The 23,976-nt window shown below is 52.2% G+C and carries 18 protein-coding genes and 1 pseudogene; 13 read left to right on the top strand and 6 right to left on the bottom strand.

The features are described 5' to 3' along the window. Positions 1–24: 24 nt before the first annotated feature. Entirely contained in the window at positions 25–1,275 is a 1,251-nt protein-coding gene (locus M1D70_RS03465) for an MFS transporter (RefSeq protein WP_456289136.1), read from the top strand. Between the two features lie 323 nt (positions 1,276–1,598). Here M1D70_RS03465 and M1D70_RS03470 read toward each other — a convergent pair whose 3' ends face one another. Then, a complete protein-coding gene (locus M1D70_RS03470; RefSeq protein WP_456289137.1) occupies positions 1,599–7,661 on the bottom strand; it encodes a WIAG-tail domain in 6,063 nt (2,020 codons plus the stop codon). An 88-nt stretch (positions 7,662–7,749) separates the two neighbouring features. On the opposite strand from M1D70_RS03470, the gene M1D70_RS03475 reads away from it, so the two are divergent. Further along, a complete protein-coding gene (locus tag M1D70_RS03475; protein ID WP_433938306.1) occupies positions 7,750–8,469 on the top strand; it encodes a hypothetical protein in 720 nt (239 codons plus the stop codon). A gap of 329 nt (positions 8,470–8,798) precedes the next feature. Next, positions 8,799–10,304 carry an HD domain-containing phosphohydrolase gene (locus M1D70_RS03480; RefSeq protein ID WP_433938307.1) on the top strand — a complete coding sequence of 502 codons (1,506 nt, stop codon included), beginning with the start codon at positions 8,799–8,801 and terminating at the stop codon, positions 10,302–10,304. Between the two features lie 113 nt (positions 10,305–10,417). Here the strand turns inward: M1D70_RS03480 and tatC are convergent, their stop codons facing one another. Beyond that, positions 10,418–11,188, bottom strand: a complete 771-nt coding sequence (tatC, locus tag M1D70_RS03485) for a twin-arginine translocase subunit TatC (protein WP_456289139.1) — start codon at positions 11,186–11,188, stop codon at positions 10,418–10,420. Positions 11,189–11,210: 22 nt separating this feature from the next. Beyond that, positions 11,211–11,462 carry a MerR family transcriptional regulator gene (locus M1D70_RS03490; RefSeq protein WP_012818886.1) on the bottom strand — a complete coding sequence of 84 codons (252 nt, stop codon included), beginning with the start codon at positions 11,460–11,462 and terminating at the stop codon, positions 11,211–11,213. Between the two features lie 282 nt (positions 11,463–11,744). Here M1D70_RS03490 and M1D70_RS03495 point away from each other — a divergent pair, with 282 nt between their 5' ends. The 8 genes and pseudogenes from M1D70_RS03495 to M1D70_RS03530 all read left to right on the top strand — a co-directional run bounded on the left by M1D70_RS03495 (position 11,745) and on the right by M1D70_RS03530 (position 17,613). Beyond that, positions 11,745–13,349 carry a flavin monoamine oxidase family protein gene (locus M1D70_RS03495; RefSeq protein WP_456289140.1) on the top strand — a complete coding sequence of 535 codons (1,605 nt, stop codon included), beginning with the start codon at positions 11,745–11,747 and terminating at the stop codon, positions 13,347–13,349. A 22-nt stretch (positions 13,350–13,371) separates the two neighbouring features. After that, entirely contained in the window at positions 13,372–13,923 is a 552-nt protein-coding gene (locus tag M1D70_RS03500; RefSeq protein WP_009593031.1) for a RidA family protein, read from the top strand. Between the two features lie 86 nt (positions 13,924–14,009). Next, entirely contained in the window at positions 14,010–14,231 is a 222-nt protein-coding gene (locus tag M1D70_RS03505; protein WP_036664551.1) for a twin-arginine translocase TatA/TatE family subunit, read from the top strand. A 243-nt stretch (positions 14,232–14,474) separates the two neighbouring features. Continuing rightward, positions 14,475–14,678, top strand: a complete 204-nt coding sequence (locus M1D70_RS03510; protein WP_009593042.1) for a CsbD family protein — start codon at positions 14,475–14,477, stop codon at positions 14,676–14,678. 32 nt (positions 14,679–14,710) lie between these two features. Further along, on the top strand, positions 14,711–14,986 hold the full coding sequence (locus tag M1D70_RS03515; protein ID WP_009593039.1) for a hypothetical protein: 276 nt from the start codon (positions 14,711–14,713) through the stop codon (positions 14,984–14,986). Between the two features lie 147 nt (positions 14,987–15,133). Then, the gene (locus M1D70_RS03520; RefSeq protein ID WP_456289141.1) at positions 15,134–16,420 is read left to right on the top strand and encodes an MFS transporter; all 1,287 of its coding nucleotides are present in this window, start codon (positions 15,134–15,136) and stop codon (positions 16,418–16,420) included. A 71-nt stretch (positions 16,421–16,491) separates the two neighbouring features. Then, a pseudogene (locus M1D70_RS03525) lies at positions 16,492–17,164 on the top strand (NAD(P)H-binding protein). A gap of 68 nt (positions 17,165–17,232) precedes the next feature. Then, complete coding sequence (locus M1D70_RS03530; RefSeq protein ID WP_009593048.1) at positions 17,233–17,613, top strand: RidA family protein; 381 nt, start codon at positions 17,233–17,235, stop codon at positions 17,611–17,613. 106 nt (positions 17,614–17,719) lie between these two features. Here M1D70_RS03530 and M1D70_RS03535 read toward each other — a convergent pair whose 3' ends face one another. From M1D70_RS03535 to M1D70_RS03545, 3 genes are all read right to left on the bottom strand, one after another. Further along, complete coding sequence (locus M1D70_RS03535) at positions 17,720–18,484, bottom strand: tryptophan-rich sensory protein (RefSeq protein WP_433938313.1); 765 nt, start codon at positions 18,482–18,484, stop codon at positions 17,720–17,722. 94 nt (positions 18,485–18,578) lie between these two features. Next, a complete protein-coding gene (locus M1D70_RS03540; RefSeq protein WP_456289142.1) occupies positions 18,579–20,195 on the bottom strand; it encodes a response regulator transcription factor in 1,617 nt (538 codons plus the stop codon). A gap of 1 nt (position 20,196) precedes the next feature. Continuing rightward, entirely contained in the window at positions 20,197–21,981 is a 1,785-nt protein-coding gene (locus tag M1D70_RS03545; protein WP_456289143.1) for a histidine kinase, read from the bottom strand. Between the two features lie 153 nt (positions 21,982–22,134). Between M1D70_RS03545 and M1D70_RS03550 the strand changes: the two genes are divergently transcribed. Further along, positions 22,135–23,016, top strand: coding sequence for a carbohydrate ABC transporter permease (locus M1D70_RS03550; protein ID WP_009593034.1), 882 nt, complete (start codon positions 22,135–22,137; stop codon positions 23,014–23,016). Beyond that, positions 23,016–23,852 (top strand): carbohydrate ABC transporter permease, encoded by an 837-nt coding sequence (locus tag M1D70_RS03555; protein WP_119850127.1) that lies wholly within the window; start codon positions 23,016–23,018, stop codon positions 23,850–23,852. Before M1D70_RS03550 ends, M1D70_RS03555 begins: the two co-directional genes overlap by 1 nt. Positions 23,853–23,976: the final 124 nt, after the last annotated feature.

The raw sequence follows: 23,976 nt of genomic DNA on the forward strand, positions 1-23,976 counted from the left end.
TAAATACAGAATTGGGGTAGAAAGATGAAACGGAAATCCTTTCGATATCTCTGGATAGGCCAGGCGCTCGCCAATAGCGGCGATTTATTTTACATTGTCGGCCTGATGGCTATGATCCATGGGATTACGGGATCCGCCATGTTGATGGCCATGATCCCTTTCGTTACGACGACGGCCCGGTTTATAAGCGGGAGCTTTGCACCCGTTTTAATGGACAAGTACAGCCTCAAGACGCTGCTTGTTTCGTCTCAGATCGGAAAAACGGCCGTGTTGTTCCTGTTGATGGTAACCTGCTATGCACTGGGAGCGCAGGAGGCGACGGTTTATGCGATTCTCGGATTCGTATTTCTCATCTCCTTGCTCGATGGCTGGGCTGCACCTGCCAGCCATGCCATGCTGCCTCGTCTGGTGGATGCCGCCGAGTTAACGAAAGCGAACAGCTTTGTTGCCATCGTGGATCAGATGATCCAACTGGGAGGCTGGGCCGTCGGGGGACTGCTGGTCGCAGTCCTGGGCGGAAGCAGCGTGATAGGACTGACCTTTGCGCTGTCCCTGGCAGCGGCAGTCTTCATGAAACTTATAGAGGATCGGCATGAAGCCGCCTCGGAACCGAAAGAGAAGACGCGCGTTTCGAAAGGGCGCTCCATTCAAGAAGGCTGGACACTCATTTGGAAGCAGCCTTCCCTGCGGGCGATTCATGTGATTTATGTATTGGAGACGATGGCAGGCGTGATCTGGATTGCAGCGATCATCTACGTGTACGTGGCTGATGCGCTGCACAGGGAGGAGGCGTGGTGGGGATATATCAACGCAAGCTTTTTCCTGGGACTCATGCTGGGCGGACTGTTCGGAATGAGAGGCGGGGGGCTGATCGACCGCAATATTCGCAAGTTCGTCATCTGCTCTTCCTTCGGCATCAGTCTGATGACGCTCGGTTTTGGATTGACCTCGGTGCCTTGGCTGGCCCTTATGTTCTCGGCAGGCTTTGGCGTTTTTGAACAGCTGAAATCCGTCTCGCTGCAGACCACTCTGCAGCGAAGCGTATCCGTTCAACTGTTGCCCAAAGTGTACGCGGCTCAAAGCGCGATGGTTTCGCTGGTATTTGGCCTGTCCACGCTGCTGTTCGGGTTCATCACCGACGAATACGGCGTCCGGGCTACGTATATCATTGCAGCTGCGTTGTTGTTTATCTCGGGCTGTTACGCTGCAATCGTACGAACGAGATGGCCGGAGGCAGGGGAGAGCGCAGCACAGGGGGAAGGACGCGCGGTTTAATCTGCATATAGGTTTATCCTCCTGCCGGACTTGATGACTGCAAAGTTCATACATGCAGGCGATTTCAAAATAAAAAAGGCGAGCGTGAAGCTCGTCTTTTTTATTTTTGAATACTACTGGAACTCACGTTATGAACAGGCGTTTCATCCCTATCCTTATGCAAGACTTTAATTTCGTGAGCTGTATTTGAACAATCCACGCCTTTTCCTGCGGAAACATAGGCTGGCTAAGCATACGATTCCCTAGAATGACGATAGCATGAATAACGTGTAAGCGGCTCTCCTATCGCTATAGGAGAGCCGCTTTTGGGCTTGATATTCTGGTTACAGTGAAGGGCCAAGGGCAATCCAGGACACGAAGCCGTAGGAAATACTGCAATTCGGCTGGCGGATCACTTCCAGAACTGCTGCATCCTCGCGCTGGGATTTCAGTGAAATCTGGAAGCCGGGGTTGTTGCTCATCCCCACGATAACATAGTTAATACCGGCATAAGGTTCGTCGAATTGGACGGTCACCTCGGTCTGAGTGTCGGCCCCTGTCAATACAAAGGGAGTCATTCCGAATTGCTGAAGTTTCGGCTTCCCGCTTGAGCTGCGCACCGGCGTGAAGGCCAGATGCTGTGCAGTGACTGCTGATTCAGCCAATTGCTGGCCGGTAACAGCCCCGTCGGAAATATGAACGCTAGTGACAGCCGATTTGCCTAATTTGTCGCCGTCAATGCTGCCGTCAGCAAGTGTAAAGGTATCAAAAGCGTCCGGTCTAAGATGTCTTCTCTCGATGGTCCCCTCAGCGATTTGGCTTCCGGTGACAGAACCCTCGGTCAAGGTGAAGTTATCAAAGGCATCCGGTCCAAGGTGCCGGCTCTCGATGGATCCTTCTGCAATCTGGGAGCCGTTCAAAGATCCCTCGGCCACGTTCGCGCCAGTGATAGTACCTTCAGCGATCTGGCTTCCGGTAACAGAGCCGTCAGCCAGGGTGAAGTTATCAAAGGCATCCGGTGCGAGGTGTTTACTCTCAATGGACCCCTCGGCCAAGGTGAAGTTATCAAAGACATCTGGCGCAAGGTGTTTGCTCTCAATGGATCCCTCGGCCAAGATGAAGTTATCAAAAGCATCCGGTCCAAGGTGTTTACTCTCGATGGATCCCTCTGCAATCTGGGAGCCGTTCAAGGATCCCTCGGCCACGTTCGCGCCAGTGATGGTACCTTCAGCGATATGGCTTCCTGTAATAGAGCCGTCAGCCAGGGTGAAGTTATCAAAGGCATCAGGTGCTAGATGTTTACTCTCAATGGACCCCTCGGCCAAGATGAAGTTATCAAAAGCATCCGGTCCAAGGTGCTTACTCTCGATGGATCCGTCGGCCACGTTCGCGCCAGTGATAGTACCTTCAGCGATCTGGCTTCCTGTAATAGAGCCGTCAGCAAGGGTGAAGTTATCAAAGGCATCAGGTGCTAGATGTTTACTCTCAATGGACCCCTCGGCCAAGGTGAAGTTATCAAAAGCATCCGGTCCGAGGTGCTTACTCTCGATGGAGCCGTCGGCGATTTGTGAGCCGTTCAAGGACCCGTCGGCGACGTTCGCGCCGGTGATAGTACCTTTAGCGATCTGGCTTCCGGTAACAGAGCCGTCAGCCAAGGTGAAGTTATCAAAAGCATCCGGGCCAAGGTGTTTACACTCGATGGAACCTTCGGCGATCAGGGAACCGTTCAAGGACCCCTCAGCTACGTTCGCGCCAGTGATGGTCCCTTCAGCGATTTGGCTTCCTGTTACTGAACCATCAGCCAAGGTGAAGTTATCAAAAGCATCCGGGCCAAGGTGTTTACACTCGATGGAACTTTCGGCGATCAGGGAACCGTTCAAGGATCCCTCGGCCACGTTCGCGCCGGTGATAGTACCTTCAGCGATCTGGCTTCCGGTAACAGAGCCGTCAGCCAGGGTGAAGTTATCAAAGGCATCTGGCGCAAGGTGTTTACTCTCGATGGAACCTTCGGCGATCAGGGAACCGTTCAAGGACCCCTCAGCTACGTTCGCGCCAGTGATGGTCCCTTCAGCGATCTGGCTTCCGGTAACAGAGCCGTCAGCCAGGGTGAAGTTATCAAAGGCATCTGGCGCAAGGTGTTTACTCTCGATGGAACCTTCGGCGATCAGGGAACCGTTCAAGGACCCCTCAGCTACGTTCGCGCCAGTGATGGTCCCTTCAGCGATTTGGCTTCCTGTTACTGAACCATCGGCCAAAGTGAAGTTATCAAAGGCATCTGGCGCAAGGTGTTTACTCTCGATGGAACCTTCGGCGATCAGGGAGCCGTTCAAGGACCCCTCGGCCACGTTCGCGCCAGTGATAGTACCTTCAGCGATCTGGCTCCCTGTAACAGAGCCGTCAGCCAGGGTGAAGTTATCAAAAGCATCCGGTGCGAGGTGTTTGCTCTCGATAGAGCCCTCTGCAATCTGCGCCCCGTTCAAGGACCCCTCGGCCACGTTCGCGCCAGTGATAGTACCTTCAGCGATCTGGCTCCCTGTAACAGAGCCGTCAGCCAGGGTGAAGTTATCAAAAGCATCCGGTGCGAGGTGTTTGCTCTCGATAGAGCCCTCTGCAATCTGCGCCCCGTTTAAGGAGCCGTCGGCGACATTCGTGCCAGTGATAGTACCTTCAGCGATTTGGCTTCCTGTTACTGAACCCTCTGCCAGGGTGAAGTTATCAAAGGCATCCGATGCGAGGTGTTTGCTCTCAATGGATCCCTCGGCGATCAGGGAACCGTTCAAGGATCCCTCGGCCACGTTCGTGCCGGTGATGGTTCCCTCAGCGATTTGATTTCCCGTAACAGAGCCCTCGCCTAAGGTGAAGTTGTCAAAAGCATTCGGTGCAAGGTGTCGGCTCTCGATGGAGCCGTCGGCAATCTGCTCCCCGTTCAGTGAGCCGTCGGCGACGTTCGCGCCCGTGATGGTTCCCTTAGCGATTTGTCTTCCGGATACAGATCCGCCGGCCAGGGTGAAGTTATCAAAAGCGTCTGGTCCAAGGTGCTTGCTTTCGATGGAGCCGTCGGCGACGTTCGCGCCGGTGATGGTTCCCTCAGCGATTTGATTTCCCGTAACAGAGCCCTCGCCTAAGGTGAAGTTGTCAAAAGCATTCGGTGCAAGGTGTCGGCTCTCGATGGAGCCGTCGGCAATCTGCGCCCCGTTCAAGGAGCCGTCGGCGACGTTCGCGCCCGTGATGGTCCCCTTAGCGATTTGCCTTCCGGATACAGATCCGCCGGCCAGGGTGAAGTTATCAAAAGCGTCCGGACCGAGGTGGCGGCTTTCAATGGAGCCTTCGGCGATCTGCGAACCTTTCAGGGACCCATCGGCTACGTTCGCGCCGGTGATGGTGCCTTCAGCAATTTGACTTCCCGTAACAGAACCTTTACCTAAGGTGAAGTTGTCGAAAGCATCCGGTGCGAGGTGCTTGCTCTCGATGGAGCCTTCGGCAATCTGCGATCCGTTTAAGGAGCCGTCGGCGATGTTCGCGCCGGTGATGGTTCCCTCAGCAATTTGACTTCCTGTTACAGAGCTTTCGGCTAGAGTGAAGTTATCAAAAGCGTCCGGTGCAAGGTGCTTGCTTTCGATAGAGCCCTTGGCAATCTGGGACCCGTTCAAAGCACCAGCCGCAATGTTCGCGCCTGTGATGGTTTCCTTGGCGATTTGGCTCCCCGTAACGGAGCCGTTAGCCAGGTTGAAGTTATCAAAGGCGTCCGGCCCGAGATGTCGGCTTTCAATAGAGCCCTCGGCTATTTTGGAGCCGTTCAGAGAACCTGCCGCAATGTTTGAGCCGGTGATCGTTCCATGGGCAATTTTTGCTCCCGTAACCCCGTGATCCTGAATAAGCTCCGTTGTAATCGCACCGGCTTCAATATGCTTCGTGTTGATACTCTGCGTCTGCAAGTGATGAGGAAGAACGGCACCTTCTGCCAATTGTCTTGATTTGACAGACCCGGGCTGCAATTGATCGACTCCCACACTATCCGGTTGCAAGTGGACATGGCCGACAGACTGATCCGCCAGATGGGCCATGTTGACGGAGTAAGGGGCGAGATGGTGACTTTGAATAGAGAATAATTCTATATGCTTGGATGCCACAGCCCCTTCACTGAGATGGTTTCCATGGATCGATTCTCCGGCAATATGCTCGGAAAGAACGGCACCGTTCTCGATGTGCGACGATTCAATGCTTTCGTTCTGGATATGCTTTGCGCTGATCGAGCCTGACGCAATATGCCGATCGGTTACAGCGATATCCTCAATATGCTGTGATTTGACCACTTCCAAACCAAGATGGTCCGAAAGGACGCTCGCTTCTTGCAGATGCACTGCCGAGATGGAGAGCGGTTTGATTTTTTCTCCGCTAACGGCGTTTGTTTTCAATACGGTCCCCGACACAGATGAAGGGGTGAGGTGGTCCTCCGTAATCGATTGCGATTCAAGCTTCGCTCCTGGAATGCTTCCGTCGGCAAACAGCATATTGGGCGATCGGCTCTCGTCAGCCAAATGGTTTAGCGTGATGGACTTCTTTTTCAAATGGTAGCCGTGAATTGCTTCCTGGGTGATATGTTTGCCTAAGATGGATTCCAGTCCAAGATGCACTCCCTCAACCGCCTGCTGGGCAATTTTGTCTGAGGTAACGGCTCCATTCTGAATGGCGTCCTTGGCGACGGAATGGGTTGACAGGTGGGTGGAACGGATGGATTGGGATGCTATTTTGTCACCAGTGATGCTGCCTTCGGCAAGTTTGGATGACGTAACGGAAAGATCCACCAGCTTGTCGGTCGACACGCTTTCCGGTGACAGTTTCAGGGACGTTACAGCATGGTCTGCCAGATGCCGAGGTGCAATAACCCCTTCGCCGATAGAAGATTCGATTACGCTGCCTTCGGCAATTTTGTCGCTCGTTACCGCTCCGCGTCCAAGCGCTTCTGTTCCTACGCTCTCGGTCTGTAAATGGCAGCTGGCAACCGAGCCGTTGGTCAAATGCGATGACTGAATCGCCCCGTCTTGTATGGCATGTGCTCCGACGCTGTCTGCTGCCAGATGCTGCTGCAGAATGGATTGGCTTGCGATATTGCTGGAAGTCACGCCACTCTGCCTAATGATGCTGCCGCCAACCGAGCCCAACGCCAGCTTGCTGCCCGTTACACTTTCGGGTGCAAGCTGTTCTTCCCCAACCGATTCTCGCTGAAGATGCTGTCTCGCGATGGAACGGTCGGCCATGTGCTGCTCTCCAATCGTTCTGGAATGGATTGCCGCACCGAGCACGCTTTCAGGAGCAAAGTGCTGTGGCAAGATGCTGCCGATTGCGATATGTTTTGCTTTCACTGCATCTTGAGAGAGATGCCGGGCTTGAACAGCCTCCGAAGCGATTTGGGATGATTCTACGGCCCCTTTAGCCAAATGACGGGTTTGTACAGCTTCATTGGCAATCTTACTCGGGAGAACACTCTGATCAGCAATTTTTGAGGCCGTAACTGCCTGCTCGACCAGTTTGGCTGTATGGACTGACTGATCGGCAAGTTTGGAGCTCGTTATACTGGAATCGCTCAAGTGACGGGTGGACACGGCGCTGATGTCGATCTGTTCGGGACCGATGGAACCAGGCTGAATCTGATCAGGCCCTATTGCACCGTCTTCCAGATGGCGGGCGCCCAGCGATCCATTCTGAATATGGTCGGCGCCAATGCCTCTAACAGCAATTTGGTCTGGGCCGATGCTTCCCTTGGCAATATGCTCCGATGTCACGGCCCTGCTGACGAGATGGTCGCTGTTAATGGATTTCTGCTGTATATGGGAGCCGTCTACGGCGCTATCCGCTATTTTGTTTCCGGTGATGGCGCCATCGCGAATTTTGGATGACGTGACGGCATTGTCGGCAAGCTTGGAAGTGTGAATCGCCTCATTGGATATATGCCGGGTTTCTACGGCGCTTGATGCGATTTTTTCTCCAATGACAGATTGGTCGTCCAGCAGCTCCGTCGATACGAGCAGCTGCTCGAGATGCCTTGCTGTAATAGCTCCGTCGGCTATTTTCTTCCCTTCAACGGCATGGTCCGCCAGCTTTTGGGTGGTTATGCTGCCATCCTTGATTTTGCTTGCGTTGACCGAGCCGTCCCTGAATTTGCGCGTCGATAAGATTCCATCCATGAGATGCTCGCCCGTGACTGACAATGGAGCAATTTTGCTTGAGGTCACGGCTTCGTCTGCAAGATGAAGGCTGGAAACGCTATAGTCTTGCAGCGCTTCTGGACCGACCGCTCCACGAGCAAGCTTGGAAGCCGTAACCGACTTGGAGGCGATCCGGTTCTCGGTTATGGCATATTCACCTATGTCCTCTGTAAATATAAAGGCTCCCTTAATTTCTGGCATTTCCTTTTCAAGAATCAACTGCTCCGGCTCGATTTCCGTGTTCGGCAGAGGATCGGAAGATAGCGTCAAATCGTCAGAGGACAGTGTTATGGAAGAATCTGCAGAAGACAGTGTCACGGAATCTGTAGAAGATGATGCTGTGGAGTCAGATGCTGCCGCGGCGGAGTCGGAATTTACTGTCACGGTATCAGAAAATGCAGTAACCTCTGTCGATAAAGAAATAGCTTCGTCTGATATTACGGGCTTGATGACTTCTTCTCTTTCTTGCTGCCTTAACTCGAAAATGCCGATGAGATCCTCTTCCGGATCCGCGAGGGGTAATGTTGAAAGAATGCGGGCTTCTTTATCTTGTTCTGTTTCGGTTTCTTTTTCTTTTTCAGGACTGCGTCCATTACCCCGCCCCAACAGGTCGAGTTCCCTGGTACTAGGGTCAACTCTGAAGGGTTGGTTAGAAGATGTTGACGAGTTTTTTTTCTTTTTCTTCAAAACTGCACGCTCCTTCCGAATACTGATCGTCTCCGGTATCATATGCAGCCGTTTAGGCGGCTGTCACTGGTCTTTTGGGATTCGTACAATCGAAATGGCGGCGCATCCATGGAAAAAGGACCCGGCAAAGGCCGAGTCCTTCATTGTGCGCTTAATAGCGCTTATAAAATTTAACCCCTGGCGCCTTTACGGCTGCACAGTCGGTTCCGTATTTGAAGTTTCTTCAAGAATCTTTGCTTCTAAAACGACAAAAGCCCTGCCTCTCTTTCGTCCTTGCGGCTCCGATGACCGCTCCAGTGTGAATCAGAAAACCGTTCCATAAAACTCATACTTTTAGGGTCATAAAATAGGAATTTGCACTTCAACAGAGATGTAAATAACCATGTTTCGAGGAACTTACGGGGTTAAACTTCGTGTAACAATTAATAATTATAGCACAACTGCGTGTAATAAGCAAAGATATTCAAACGAATATTAGAATGATATGCAAAAACGCTTGATTTTTTCCTGAAATCCTACGATATTCATATTAACAGTTTTTTCTTGTGAATTCTGCTGCCGAGCTCTTAAACTTGTAGCATCATGTCGAATATGTTCGGATTGCATATGCCTTGCCGATATTTATTATCCGTTAATGAAAGTAGGCGTTCCATGCAACTGTATAAGTCTTTTCTTAAACAGCTAATCCGGAACTATATGATCGGGTCCATTGCAGCTGTGCTTGTTGTGGGTGGCGTATTAATGGTAACGACCCTGGAGATTCCCACCCGGGAAGGCGTGCGTCTAGTGCTCATATTGGCCGTTTCGTTCATGGTGATGGTCGCCTCGGAGCTGACGGTCTTTCTTCGCCATTTACGGCCGATTCACGCGGGATTTGATGAGGGCCATACGGATTTGGAAACGTTGGAAAAAGCGTATTTGAGCATTCACCGCATGCCGCGTTTGGCGGTATATCGCATATTCGGACCGCATCTGCTCGGTTTGTCGCTTCCGGCCATTCTGCTTACCGTTTGGATGATGGAGCAGGGGAAGCTGAATTTCCCGCCGTTCTATATCTGGCTGGCTTGTCTGGGGGCGGTCCTGCTGGCCAGCTGTCACGCCATGATCGAATTCTTCCTGACCATAGCCGCCGTTCGCCCTTTGATCAAGGAAGTTCGGCGGCAGGCGCTGTCGCGTTATGGCGTGGATTTCTCTCTTGAGGGCCATGTGTTCATGGCGATTCGGACGAAATTTCTGCTAAGCACGATGCTGATCGGCACCTTTCCGCTATTTCTGTTCAGTTTGGCCGTGCAGATCCGGTTGGAGGGGCTTAGTCAGATTGTAGCCCAGCAGTATTGGGGCTGGGCCGGATTTATACTGCTGCTTGGGGTCGGATTTGCTTATATCGGCGCCTGGCTCTTGACCCAGGATTTGCAGCGTCCCATTCGTCAGCTGTACCGGGCGATGAATGAGATCAAGGAGGGGCGTCTGATTCAGACTTCCAATCTCTATTCCGATGAATTTTCCAATTTGATCGCGGGTTTTAATATGATGGTCCGCGGGCTGCAGGTGCGCGAGGAACGGAATCGCAAGCTGCTGGACAGTTATTTTGCCGCTTTGGCAGCGGCGCTGGATGCCAGAGATCCTTACACGGCCGGCCATTCGCTTCGGGTAGCGGAATATTCGGTGTTGATCGGCCGTCTGGCCGGACTAAGCGAAGAACAGGTTGATCTTTTGCATAAGACGGCATTGCTGCATGATATCGGCAAGATCGGGGTCAGGGACAACATTTTGCTGAAGGAAGGGAAACTGACGGCAGAGGAGTTCGATCAGGTAAAGGCTCATCCGGCGCAAGGGGAGAACATTCTGCTGCAAATCGAGCCTGCCGATGCGATGGCTCCTTACCTGGAGGGGGTGCGCTCCCACCATGAGCGCTATGACGGAGGCGGATATCCTGACGGGCTGAAGGGAAAGGAAATTCCGCTGTTCGGCAGGATTATTGCGGTGGCCGATGCCTATGATGCCATGACGTCGGATCGGCCGTACCGCAGCGGCATGAAATCTTCGGATGCATTGAGCATATTGGAAGCCGGTAGGGGAACCCAGTGGGATCCCGATTATGCGGGCATGTTCGTGAAATACATGAAAGCGGAGAAGAAGGTCATTACGATCCGTTAGCGGGGGACCAGCCAAGGAACGCAGCTGCACGGATTCTTTGATGAATAGGTAAGAGGCCGTACCTATGCAGGTATACGGCCTCTTTTTTTGTGGACATGGAAAAAACAAGGATATCAGATCATCTGGTGAGCCGTATCGATTTCCGTACCTTCTTCATGCTCTGCATGCTCTCTCTTGCGATGCATCCAGCCTGCCAGCCATGTGCTGATTTCATACAGACCGATGAGCGGGACGGCAACCATGAGGTGGGATACGAGGTCAGGCGGCGAGATCAGCGCCGCAACGATAACCAGAACGACGTAGGCGTAGCGCCTCATGGTATGCAGGAGAGCCGGGCTTAATATTCCTATTCGCGTCAGAAACAGGACGATGACAGGCAGCTCGAAGGCAAGAGACAGCGGGATGATGATATTGAACATGAAACCGAAGTACTGGGCGACGCCGTACGTCTCGACGAGGTCCATCTGACTGTTGATTCCCGTCGTAAAAGCGAGGCTCATCGGAAAAACGACAAAGTACGCAAACGCGACCCCTATGAGAAAACATAACGCGGAGAAGGGGACCAACCGAAGGGCCGCTTTCTGCTCGCGGCCGTTCAGTCCCTGATTGACAAACAGCCAGATTTGGTGCAGGGCGAACGGCAAGGTAGGAAGCAGAGACAATACGATGCTGATGCTCATGTAGATGCGGAGTCCGTCCCAGGGCGAGAATACGTTCCAGGTTACCTGAAAGGCCGGCGAATGATGCTTTAACATGGATAACACATAGGGTGCGGCGAATAGGCCTGCCGCCATGCTTAGGAGAAAGACGGCGGCTACAAGAAGGATTCGCTTTCTAAGTTCGGCGATGTGCTCGAGCAGCGTCATGGTATTCTTGAACTCCATAGACTTCGTCACTCCTTTGTTATCATCGGAAGATAGGCGTGCAGCGCTGCTTTTTCGACTTATTCAATTCCTTCAGTTCAAACGTATTAAATCCCTCCTGCATTTTTTGATGGATTTCCTGAATGCTCTTCACATCCTCAAAAGAATATCTTCGGTTCCCTCCCTTCGTACGCTCCGGAAATATGAGCTTGCGTTCCTCGTAATACCGGATTTGCCTTTCCGTCAATCCGGTCAGTTCGCAAACAACCCCAATACTCATCACCTTACTCTCCATGCTCTTTACCTCCTATGTAAGTATTGTTAACCCTGAGCTTTTGTTAATGGCTTGGGATTAAAACCAAAGAAGATAAAACGGTAATAATTTGGGTGGAACCATTCCCTTTGGAAGGATTTATGACATGATTTTATGAAAAAGAAGGTGAAAAAGCAATCATTTTTCAAAAATAAAAAAACTATGTTAGGAATTCTTACATATTTTAAGTCAAACCTTGTTTTCTCTGCTAAGATCGGCTCATGAATCCAATCCAATCCCAAACTAGCGAAGGAGTGAACGAGGGTGGCTACAAAAGAACAACCAAAAGAGATGACCCGGAGACAATTTCTGACGACCGTTGGCAAGGTGGGCGGATCTGTCGCCGTCTTCAGCTTGATGGGTACGATGGGGCTCCTTACGCCGGAAACGTTGAAAGCCGCGGAATATACTCCACCCGGAAAGAATGATCTGCATCTCAGCGGCCGGGGCGGCAAGAAGATCGTTATTCTCGGCGCAGGGATCGCGGGCCTGACGGCAGCGTATGAGCTTGGTCTGGCAGGTTACGACTGCACGATATTGGAGGCAAAAAGCTTTGCCGGCGGGCGTAACTGGACGATACGCAAAGGAACCTCCGTGTCGGAGATCGGATCCGGCCGTCAGACTTCCCGTTTTGATAACGGACTGTATTTCAATGCAGGCCCGATGCGGATTCCCCAGTTTCACGTCACGCTGGATTATTGCAAGAAGTTTGGCGTAGCCATCGAGCCCTTCAACAACGTGAACGAGAGCGGCTATTACTATAACGAGAATGTGGGGGCTTTGTCCGGACAGCGCGTCCCCAAGCGTGCAGCCAAAGCCGACGTACGCGGTTACGTGGCCGAGATGCTGGCCAAGGCCGTGAATCAAAATGCGCTGGATCTGCCGCTGACGGCGGAAGAGAAGCTGAAGCTGGTGGATTATTTGAAGGCCGAAGGCGATCTGAATCCGGACCTGTTCTACAAGGGATCGGAGCGCGGCGGGTATAAGGATGAACCGGGAAGCCGCCTGGATGCCGGCGTGCTCCGCGATCCGTTCGATTTAAAGGCCATCATCAATTCCGGCTTCGGCAAATATTTCAGCAACGAATACGGTTACGACCAGCAGATGATGATGTTTCACCCCGTAGGCGGCATGGACGCCATCATCAAGGCATTCGAGAAACGGGTAGGCAGCCGAATCAAGTACCGGGCCGAGGTGAAGGAAATTCGCCAGTCCTCCTCCGGCGTGCGGATTGTGTATGTGGACGGCCATTCCGGCAGAGAGCAGGAACTCCGCGGCGATTACTGCATCTGCACCATACCGCTGACGGTACTGAAGAAGATCCCCGCCGACTTCTCGCCGGAGATGTCCAAAGCCATCGGCAGCGTGGGCTACGCCTCCGCAGGTAAAATCGGTTTGCAGTTCAAGCGCCGTTTCTGGGAAGAGGACGAGTATCTGTACGGCGGCAGCAGCTTGACGAATATGGACATTACGCAAATCTACTATCCGCCGACAGACTATTTCGGGAAGAAGGGGATCCTGCTCGGCTATTATGCGTACGGGGGCATCGCCGATAAACTCGGCAGCATGTCGTATGCCGAGCGCGAGAAACTGGCATTGACGCAGGGGGCCAAGATCCATCCGCAGTATCCGAAGGAGTTTGAGGCCTCCTTCTCGATCGACTGGAAGAAGACCAAATACCAGGAGGGAGGCTGGGTATCCTATTCCGCCAATGATAGGAAAACCTACTACCCGACCCTCTGCAAGCCGGATAACCGCATTTACCTGGCAGGGGAGCATATCAGCTACATTACGGCCTGGCAGGCAGGTGCCATCGAATCCGCCCGCGAGGTCGTAACCGATATCCATCAACGCGTCATGAAATCATAATGGAGAAGGGAGTCCATAATCCATGAAAAATAAACTGAAGACGTTCCTGGCACTCGCCATGCTGTTCAGTGCCGTAAGCGTAACCGCATATGCCGACGGTGCTTCTGCCCATAAGAAGCCGGCCAAAGCTTTGCCGGCCCCCAAATTTTACGGCAGTCCTACATCCTCGATCTCCAGCGGGGTAGTCGTGCCGGAGGGTTCCTCTTATCTCTATACGAGCGGAACGGTTCCGCCATTGTTGAACAAGGACGGCAAAACGGTGTATGAACGCTATGGGGATACGAAAACCCAGGGGATCGGCATCCTGAAGGAAATCGAGAAGCAGCTGAAGGAGCAGGGATTGACGATGAAGGATGTCGTCTATTTGAGAGTGTACCTGACCCCGGATGCAGCGAAGAACGGGACCTTTGATTATACCGGCTGGTTTGACGCATACGCCCAATTCTTTAATACGAAGGAGAATCCGGTTAAGCCTGCGCGTTCCACCGTGGGAGTTGCCGGTCTTGTGAATGCCGATTGGTTGATTGAGATTGAGGCCGTAGCCGTATACCCGAATAAGGAAAAGAAAAAGTAAGTTGTTCTCGTTCGCAGCGGTGGATCGAATGGCCGCTGGCTTTCAACATGAACCGTTACCATCACATATTAAAGGAGTTGGGTTCTATGTTCCAAAATGTCGGTTTTGTCGGATTGATGATGATCTTGATTGTCGTGCTCATTCTGTTCGGACCTTCCAAGCTGCCCGAGCTCGGCCGGGCGGTGGGCCGCACATTGTCCGAATTCAAAGCCTCCGCCAGAGAGCTGGTTGGCGAGGATAAAGAGGAGGAGAAGGATAAGGAGAGGGAGAGGGAAAGGGAGGGAGCCGTCATCAAACTGAAAGGCTGATAGGGAAGTTTAATTTCTCCCTTATGCTATGAAAATGGATATCTCTGTACAATCCAAGCTGCTGCCACGGATGATTGAAGTCCACGGCGGCAGCTTTTTACATGCGGCGCTTGAGGTATGGTTCGAGAGCGGAACTCCCCGTTGTCATCGTTTGCCAGGATTCAGAGAAACTCCTGGCGGGTATACACAAGTACAGGCAATGATACAATTCATCATCCATTACGCTAAGAGGAGCTGATACTTATGGATAGCAACGTATTTAAAGGGAAATGGAAGCAGATGAAGGGTGAAGCGAAGAAGCAATGGGGCAAATTGACGGATGACGATCTTGATGTGATCGACGGCGAGAAAGATAAATTGGTTGGCAAGCTGCAGGAACGCTACGGGCATACGAAGGATGCGGCAGAGCGCGAATATACGGATTGGAGTGCAAGATACCGCGACTAGTCCACAAGACGATAAGGGAGGCAGTACGAATCATGTTGGAATCCCGTGTTGTGACCGGCAAGGTGATCGATATTCGTGACGGCAAGGTGTTTACCTTACACGGAGATATGGTCAGCACCTATCATTTGGGATACTACGAGATGACGAACGAGGAGATTCTCCCTGTCACGGACAGTCAGCAGGCGGCAGCGCCCGCTGCGGGCCTCATGGCGGAGGAATCTTCCGAGTCCTCCGGCTGGCTCGGCAGGGAATGGAAACCGCTGGCCAGTTTCATAACCGCATGGAGAAAGAGTGCAAATCGAGCCTGATTTGCGCTCTTTTTTTTGACTCTTTAAGCCTGGCTGTCCAGCTAATATGCAATGAGAAATTCATGTGAGTTTTATATTTCAAAAGTCATATTGACTTGGGTCCGATGCGGTGTAGAATGAGGTCAAAAGGAAGTTTGATCAGCCCATTTGAAGACATCGAAGGAGTGTATCAACATCAAGGCTGTCCAGGTTATTCACAAGCCGCGCAAACAGGTTTCGCATCAACGCAAACATTTGATGACGGCCACATGGGAAGGGGTTCCGGCGATCATTTTGCAGACGCTGCTGGGCGGTCCCTTCTTGACAGGGTACTTATTGTACTTAGGCGCGGAATCCAGTGAGGTTGGTTTTGTTCTGGCCGTCACCACGCTGTTCAACGTGCTTCAGATTCTGGTTGCGTACCTAATCCAGCGCTTGCAGTACCGCAAGAAAGCAATGATTGTGTTTACCTTTATGCACCGCATATTGTGGGGGGCTACGGGCCTGATCCCGTTTATTTTCCCGGAACGATGGTGGGTTCCGGTGTTTATGATCCTTTATATGGGCGCCTTTATTGCCAATACCGTATCCGGCATGCTGTGGACCTCGCTGATAAGCGACATGGTGCCGGCCAAAGTGCGGGGACGTTATTTCGGCATACGCAATACCATCCTGAATGCGCTCGGAGCCCTGACCCTGTTTGTTGGCGGGATCATCCTGGACCGTTACCCCGGCGGCGGGGGCTTCCTGATTCTGTTTATGATTTCTTGGATTGCCATCGCTGCGAACTTATCCATGTTCTTCTTGTATCCTGATCCTCCCTTCGAGCATTCGAGCGAGCGTCAGTTTAGGGCGATGATCCGCAAGCCGCTGTCGGATACCACGTTTATCAAATCTACGCTGTTTCTGGCTGGCTGGCTCTTTCTGCAGACGTTGATTGTTCCGCTCTACTCGTACGCCATGCTGGACGTTCTGCATATTTCGTATTCGATCGTATCCATCATGACCGTTGCGCAGACCGTGATCATGATGATCGGCTTCTACGTATGGGGGAATTTGAATGCGCGTTTCAGCAACAGAACCTTGCTCTATTGGACATTGCCGCTGATTGCGGGGTCGTGCTTGACATGGGGCTTGCTGTCCGTCCTGCCCGTGATCCCGGTGCTGCTGTTATCGCATATGCTGCTTGGTGCCGGCGTAGGCGGCTTTAACCAGCTTGCCTTTAACTTCATGATCGGAGATACGCCGAAAAGCGAACGGCCGATGTTCATTGCCGTATACTCCTCCATCACGGGGTTTGCTTCTTTTCTCGGACCCATGCTGGGCGGTCTCATATTCAAAGGGATTGCACATGCGCCCGACTGGATCTCCCGATATGGTTTTCAAACAGCGGTGGGCGTGCTGATGGTGTTGATTGCTTTGACGGTGGGGCGGAGAGTGCTTCGTACCGCATAGAAGAACGGCAGACAGCCGATGTCTTTCATGTCATGGATATTTCATATGATGAACGAAAAGGAGGGGTTTCGTTGGGAATGGTTGCACTCGTAGTCGGGGCCACGGGGCTTGTGGGGCGTTCGGTGACCGACGAGCTGCTGGGCCGCGGGGAGCTTGACGAGGTTCGCGTGCTGGTGCGAAGACTCCCGGATGTCACACATCCCAAGCTGCTGCCCATCCTGGTGGAGTGGGATCAGCTGGAACGATACGGCGACGCTTTTTCCGGCGTCCATAGCGTGTACTGCTGTCTGGGGACCACGATCAGGAAAGCGGGGTCCCAGCAGCAGTTCCGTAAGGTGGATGTGGACTATGTCATCAAGACGGCAGAGCTGGCCAAGCAGAACGGGGTGAGGCAATTTATGGCGGTCAGCTCCGTAGGTGCCAATCCGAAGGTGCGCAATTTCTATCTTCGCACCAAGGGAGAGGTTGAAGAGCGATTGGCCGGAATCGGTTTCCGGGGACTGCATCTGTTCAGGCCGTCATTATTGCTGGGGGATAGAACCGAACGGCGGCTTGGGGAGCGGGCGGCTTCGCTTCTGATGACTTCCCTCGACTTTGCCTTCAGGGGTCCGAAGCTTGCCCCATACCGGGCCATTCCGGCGCAGAAGGTCGCCAGGTCGATGGTGAACATCGGTCTAACGGATATAAAAGGCCATCATGTATACCAATGAAGTGATGCATGTTCTAGGCGAGGCCGCTGATTAAATTTGCCAGAGAACCCGCAGCGGATTACAATGTACACAGATAGGAATACATAGAAAGGGTGATATATCATGAGTAAACATATCATATCGACCGACAAAGCCCCGGGAGCCATCGGACCATACAGCCAAGCTGTAGAAATCAACGGATTCGTATATACTTCAGGCCAGCTGGGATTGAATCCGGAAACAGGAGAATTCGGTGAAGGGGTTCAGGAACAAGCGAAGCTTTCGCTCAGCAATGTCAAGGCAATTCTCGAAGCTGCCGGGACAAGCCTGGATCAAGTGGTTAAAACCACGGTATTCCTGAAGGATATGAACGATTTCGCGGCGGTGAACGAAGTGTACGGCAGTTTCTTCTCCGAGCCGTATCCTGCGCGCAGTGCCGTGGAGGTTGCTCGTCTGCCGAAGGACGGATTGGTAGAGATCGAGGTTATAGCCGTTAAGAATTAAACGACATGAACGTACAAGGAGCTTTGCCTGCGTCGGCAAAGCTCCTTTTGCTTGTTCTAAATCCTTTCGATGAAGATTCTGAAGGACGAGCCGATGAATCCGCGCTTTAATACCGGGATCGTCTCCGGTTGCGCGTGAAGAAGAGCCATATGGCAAATACAAACAAGACGATCGAGAGCACGAAGGCGGTCATTAAAATACTGTCGGTCTCCCGATGCTCGGCGGCGATGGCGATGTAAGCCCAGGTGAAGACCAGCGGTACGATGCCGTCCCGGTATCGCAGTCCGATCAGGATGGCGAGCAAAGCGCCTACGCAGAGCAGGGCGATACCCAAAGCGGACTCGCGCAGCCCGAAGAGGCTCCAGCCATTCTTCTGGAACACGATCCCGACATTGACGATAAAGGCAGGGCACACCCAGCCGATATATAGGCTGAACGGCAGCTTCAGGCAGAATCTCTCGCCGTTCGTCGGATAGTCTATCGCATGCGTGCGCACATATAGAACCCATAGGGTCAGCAGCAGCAATAACATCACAACGACAGACCATTCAATATACAAATAGTGCCATAGTACAAGCCATGCCATATTGAATACGCAGCTGAGAATAAACCATGGACCGATGGATTTGACGGAATCCCGGTTTCCGGAATCGCGGCGCAGCTGGTAGATGACAAAAAAGAGCAGCAGCACATAGATGACGGACCATATGGAAAAGGCATACCCAGCGGGAGTGATCGCCGTATAATACATATCCGATATCTCCCCGGTCGTTCTGCCGCCCAGCGGCAGCATGCCCGATAACACGTTCACGGTGATAACCCCGAGGAAGAACAGCAGATTCCACCAGCGGTACGGGTTCGTACGGTACATACAATCTCCTCCTGAAATCAGTCTGGACTATATAGAATATACCCAAAAGTTTGGATATCGAGCCAGCAGCTAAAAGAAGGGGGTTCTAGTCTTCTTAATTCATATGCTTCTTGCGATATTCGTTCGGCGTGAAACCCTCCATCTTCTTGAACACTTTGCTAAAATATTTCTCGTCCTGGTAACCGACCATCTCCGCGATCTGGGCAATCCGAATTTGGGGATTGAGCAGCAGCGTTTTGGCTTTCTCGATTCGAATCCGCCCGAGGAAATCCGATAACGTCACGCCGAATTCCTGCTTGAATTTACGGGAAATGTACTCCCTGCTAAGAAAGAACTTGCCTGCGATCTGCTGCAGCGAAATCTCATCATGATAGTGCTGTTCCAAATATTGGGCTATGTCATGAATGATGTGATTGTCCTTCGAATGGATCTGGGTAAGGACCCGGGATGCCGCGTAGAGTCTACCACTGATCTGTTCGCGCCAGCGGTCCCAGCAAATCATGCCATCCTCGCTGTAAGGGAGCGCAGAGGGAAGGTCCTGCGAAATTTCAGCGTCCTCGACGGGCTCCTGCGTGCTCTTCACTTCATTTTCCGTCCAATGATACTGAATCCAGTCCCATTCCGAATTCCACCTCATCAGATGCTCCGGCGACACAAGATCCCTCTCGCGAACCTCCTGCAGCCACTCTTCCGTGGCCGCCTCGATGCGCTCCTTGCTCCCGCTGAGTGCAGCCAGCTTGAATTCCTCCTCGTAGGAGGAGAGGCGCAGGGTGCGCGAGCCCTCGCTTTCGACGGCGCGCTCACGATGGATGTGGGACTTGCCGGTCAATAAATTACGGCTGCACAGGGCTTGGACTGCAGTCGAATATGCCTTGGGCAAATCATGGGGAAAAGCGCCCGCTTCGGCGGCGCCGAAATGGCCCCGCCTGCGAAGGGTGGAGAAGAACCCGTCATTGATTCGATCCAGCAGGTCGTTAAAGGGAAGACGTGGATTCCAACAGAGCAGGATGATTTCTCCGGGCTTGTCGATATGTCGGAAGGCTACTCCGCGATCCTTCAACAGCTCATTGCAAATGTTGATGAGGGTGAAGCTCAGCAGATGCCGCCTATTGCGGAATTTGGACAGCAAAGCTTCGTCAAATTGATCATCGCGGAGCACGGCAACGTTGCAAGCCATGCCGGTTTCGGGCAGCGTCATCCGTTTCCGCAATTGAGAGACGACGCTTTCCCTGCTGCCGTAACCGTTCACAAGATCCGAGAGCAGGCGGTCCATATAGAATGGGGTCATCTGATTCATTTCAATATTTTGATTGGTCATATGCCGCCGTTTCTCTTCCTCAAGCCGCCAGGTTTCAACCGCTTTGGCCAGCGCCTCGTTCAAGCTGTCCGGATCCACGGGCTTGAGAATATAATCGATGCCTCCCGAACGGATGGTATGGCGCACATATTCAAAATCATCGTATCCGCTGATGACAAGCACTTTAATATCCGGTTTCGTGGCATGCAGCCAGGTCAGCAGCTCAAGTCCGTTTTTGCGGGGCATCCGCATGTCGGTCATGACAATCTGCGGCTTCTTCTCCTCGATAAGCCGTACCGCTTCCTCGCCGTCGGCGGCCTGGTCGATCTCCGTTATGCCATGCCGTTCCCAGTCTGCCAGAAGCCCTATAGCTTCCCGAACGTGCTGCTCGTCATCTACGATCAATACTCTCATTCTAGTGTTCACTCTCCCGTGGTTTGATATCGAGCGTAACCTTGACGCCGTGGGGCTCTGCATTCTCTATGGTTAATTCAGCATGATTGTTGGAGTACAGGTTCAACCTCATGAATACGTTCAACAGCCCGATGGAATCTTCGCCGGCATCGTTTCGGTCAGGATGATGAAAGGCCGTCTCAAGTTTGCCGCGGATCGAGGCAAGCTCTGCCTCCTCGATGGAAGCCCCGTTATTCTCAATGACAACGATTAAGCGGCCATCCTCCGCGATGCGGGTGGAGATGGAGATGCGGCCGACGCCGGCGTGCGTGTTCATGCCATGCTTGAAATAATTCTCAACGATCGGCTGCAGGATCATCTTCGGAACCGGGGCCGTGAGGCTCTCCGGATCCACATCCCAGATGATTTCCAGCTGATCGCGGAACCGCTGTTTCTGCAGTTCAAGGTACAGCCGCACATGGTTGATCTCATCCTGAAGCGTCACTTTGCCCTCGCTGTTACGCATATTGTAGCGCATCATATTCGCCAGCGAAGAGAGCAAGGAATAAATCCTCGGCACGTTGTGCTGCAGGGCCAAGGTGCCGATGGACTGGAGCGTATTGTACAGAAAATGCGGATCGATCTGGGCCTGGAGCGCCTTCAGTTGGTTGGTTTTATTGGCGATTTCCAGCCGATACTCGCGCAGGATCAGGTTGTTGATGGTATCCATCATCGTTCGGAAGCGTCGGGACAGAATGCCGATCTCATCCGGGCTTGTCACGTCGATATTCACGTCGAGCCGCCCGGTTTTCACCTGATTCATATAGGTTGTGAGCTGTTTAATGGGTTTTGTGATTCGAATCGATATCCATAATGTGCCGAATATGACAATGAATAGCGCCAATATCGCAATAATCGCGTTAATGCTCGTTAATTCCGTCGAATGTTTGTACAGCGTTTGGTGCGGAATTTGTTTTACGAGCGTCCAGGGTGCGTAAGGCAAATCGAGCTTCTCATAGACAATCATCGCATCCTCGCCGTCATAATATCCTCTTTCCGCTTGAGCGATGACGTCCATAAGCTCAGGATCGTCCAGTGCTTGACCTCTCTGCTGCGGATCCGGACCGTATATGATGCTGCCGCTGCTATCAATCAAGTATAGCGCCTCTTCCCCTTTAGCATAAAGCTGATCGCATATGGCCAAGATACTGTCGAGTTTCACGTCAATGGCCATGAGGGCATATTGGTCCGGCGCAGGCACGTTTGTGATGGATCGGTAGAAGGTGATCACCTCAAAATCCAGGATGTCCGCGGGCCGCGGAGGGAACCCGTAACTATGCACCTGATGGACGGGCTCGATGGCTGTATTGCCTTCGCCGAACTCTTCTATTTTGCGGTACGGAGCCTGCCGGAATTCCCTTCTTGGCAGATTGCTGGATATCTGGGTGGATTGTCCCGTCAATTGATTGTGCAGATAAATCTGGTGAACGTCCTGCGTGCCCGTTTGGATGGCCTGCAAGGTGGCATACAGCTCGGCTACGACCCGGTGGTTATCGGGATCCAGGGCAAGGTTGCGCAAAAAATGGGGATCCGAATAAACGGACAGCGACGCGCGGTCGATGCCGCGCAGATAGTTCATCAGATTGGTCGCTCCTTGATAGATCAGCCGTACATTTTCGTTCACCGTCTGCTCCTTCACGGACTCGCGGGTATGCGTAAACGTGATGATTAACGAGAGCAGGAGCGGAATGGTCGTGACGGCGAGCATAAACGTGATCAGCCGGGTCTGGATGCTGCGATATTTCATGAAGGATCACCTCGGAATTATCGAATGGGCATAAGCGCGTATGGTCAATATTTTACACCTAACGGTTCATGATTCTCCGTGTTTATTGTTTACAGGTTACCGCATAATAGCTGTACATCATACAACAACTTAACGAAAAGGGGAGATCAAGGGATGAATCGAAAAAAATCTTCGGCGCTGCTGCAGCAGTTTCTTTTCGTGGGGCCGTCCACCATATTTTTCATCCTCATCATGATCATTCCGTTCCTCCTGGGTCTTTATTATTCCTTCACGAACTGGAATGGCGTGTCAAGCAAAATCGACTTTGTCGGCTTTGATAATTTTGTTACCATCTTTACCAACGATGATAAATTCCGGGATGCTTTCTGGTTTACGACCCGGTTTACGGTGCTTGGCGTCATCCTTACGAATCTTCTAGGATTTATTCTGGCGTACTTTTTGACAAAGCCTTTGAAGACACGCAACGTGCTGCGGACGATCTTCTTCATGCCAAACGTCATCGGCGGCCTGCTGCTCGGTTTCATCTGGCAGTTTATCTTTGTCAAAGGGTTTGCGGCGATCGGCAATGCCACGAACCTTGGATTCTTTAACCTGCCTTGGCTCGGCACAAAGGGAACTGCCTTTTGGGCAATTGTAATCGTTTTCGTATGGCAGACGGCGGGGTACCTGATGGTCATCTATATCTCCTCGCTTAACAATGTGCCAAAGGATATTCTGGAGGCTGCCGAAATCGACGGGGCAAGCAGAGGGCAGGTACTGCGGTCCATTATCATCCCGCTTGTCATGCCGGCGGTTACGGTATGTTTGTTCCTGGCGATTTCCTGGTCATTCAAAATGTTTGACTTGAACCTATCCCTGACCAAAGGCGGCCCGTTCGGCTCGACCGAGTCGGTGGCCATGAATATTTACAACGAGGCCTATACGAATAACCGTCTCGGACTCGGAACGGCGAAGGCGGTCATATTCTTCATCGTGGTTGCCATCATCACAAGCCTGCAAGTCCGATTCACGAAGAGCAAGGAGGTTGAAGCCTAATGGAGACTACAAGAAAATACCGGCTGAACACCATGGCCACCGAGATCATCATGGTCATCTTGGCATTGCTCTTCCTGGTTCCGTTCTACTTCCTGTTCGTGAACTCCGTCAAAACCTTCGGCGAGCTGTTAACCGATTCGGCGGGGCTTCCGACCACGTTCGAATGGAGCAACTATTCACGGGCGTGGGACATTACCAACTTCCCGAAGGCGTTCTGGAATTCGCTGGTCGTTACGGTGGCGAGCAACCTGCTGCTGGCGATGTTAAGCGCCATGACCGCTTACCAGATGGTTCGCCGCAACACGCGTTTTAACCAAATCATGTTTGCGCTGTTTGTGGCGGCGATGGTCATTCCGTTCCAATCGATCATGATTCCGCTCGTGAAAGTAACGGCAACGCTCGGCATTAACAACAGCTTGTACGGACTGATTATCTGTTACCTGGGCTTCGGGGTTCCGCTGAGCGTATTCCTGTTCCATGGCTTCGTGAAATCGATCCCGATGGAGATCGAGGAAGCCGCAACCGTGGATGGCTCCAGCGGGTACGGCGTATTCTTCCGGGTGGTTTTCCCGCTGATGAAGCCGATGTTCGTGACGGTGATCATCCTGAACACCTTGTGGATATGGAATGACTACCTGCTGCCATCCCTGATTCTGCAGTCTGCCGAGCTTCGGACGATTCCAATTGCTACTTTTGCCTTTTTTGGGCAGTATACCAAGCAGTGGGACTTGGCCCTCCCGGCGCTGGTGCTGGGGATCATGCCAGTCATTCTGTTCTTCCTGGCCATGCAGAAGTACATCATTGAGGGAATTACGCAAGGAGCGGTGAAGGGATAATAACCAAACGGTCAATTCCTTCCCCCTCAAAGATCAATATAATACCTGATTTAACGAAAATAGGTTGATTATACTGAAAAAGTAAACGCTATCAACGAATGCTGGACACACTTGGTATAGAAAA

Source organism: Paenibacillus sp. AK002, assembly GCF_053903045.1.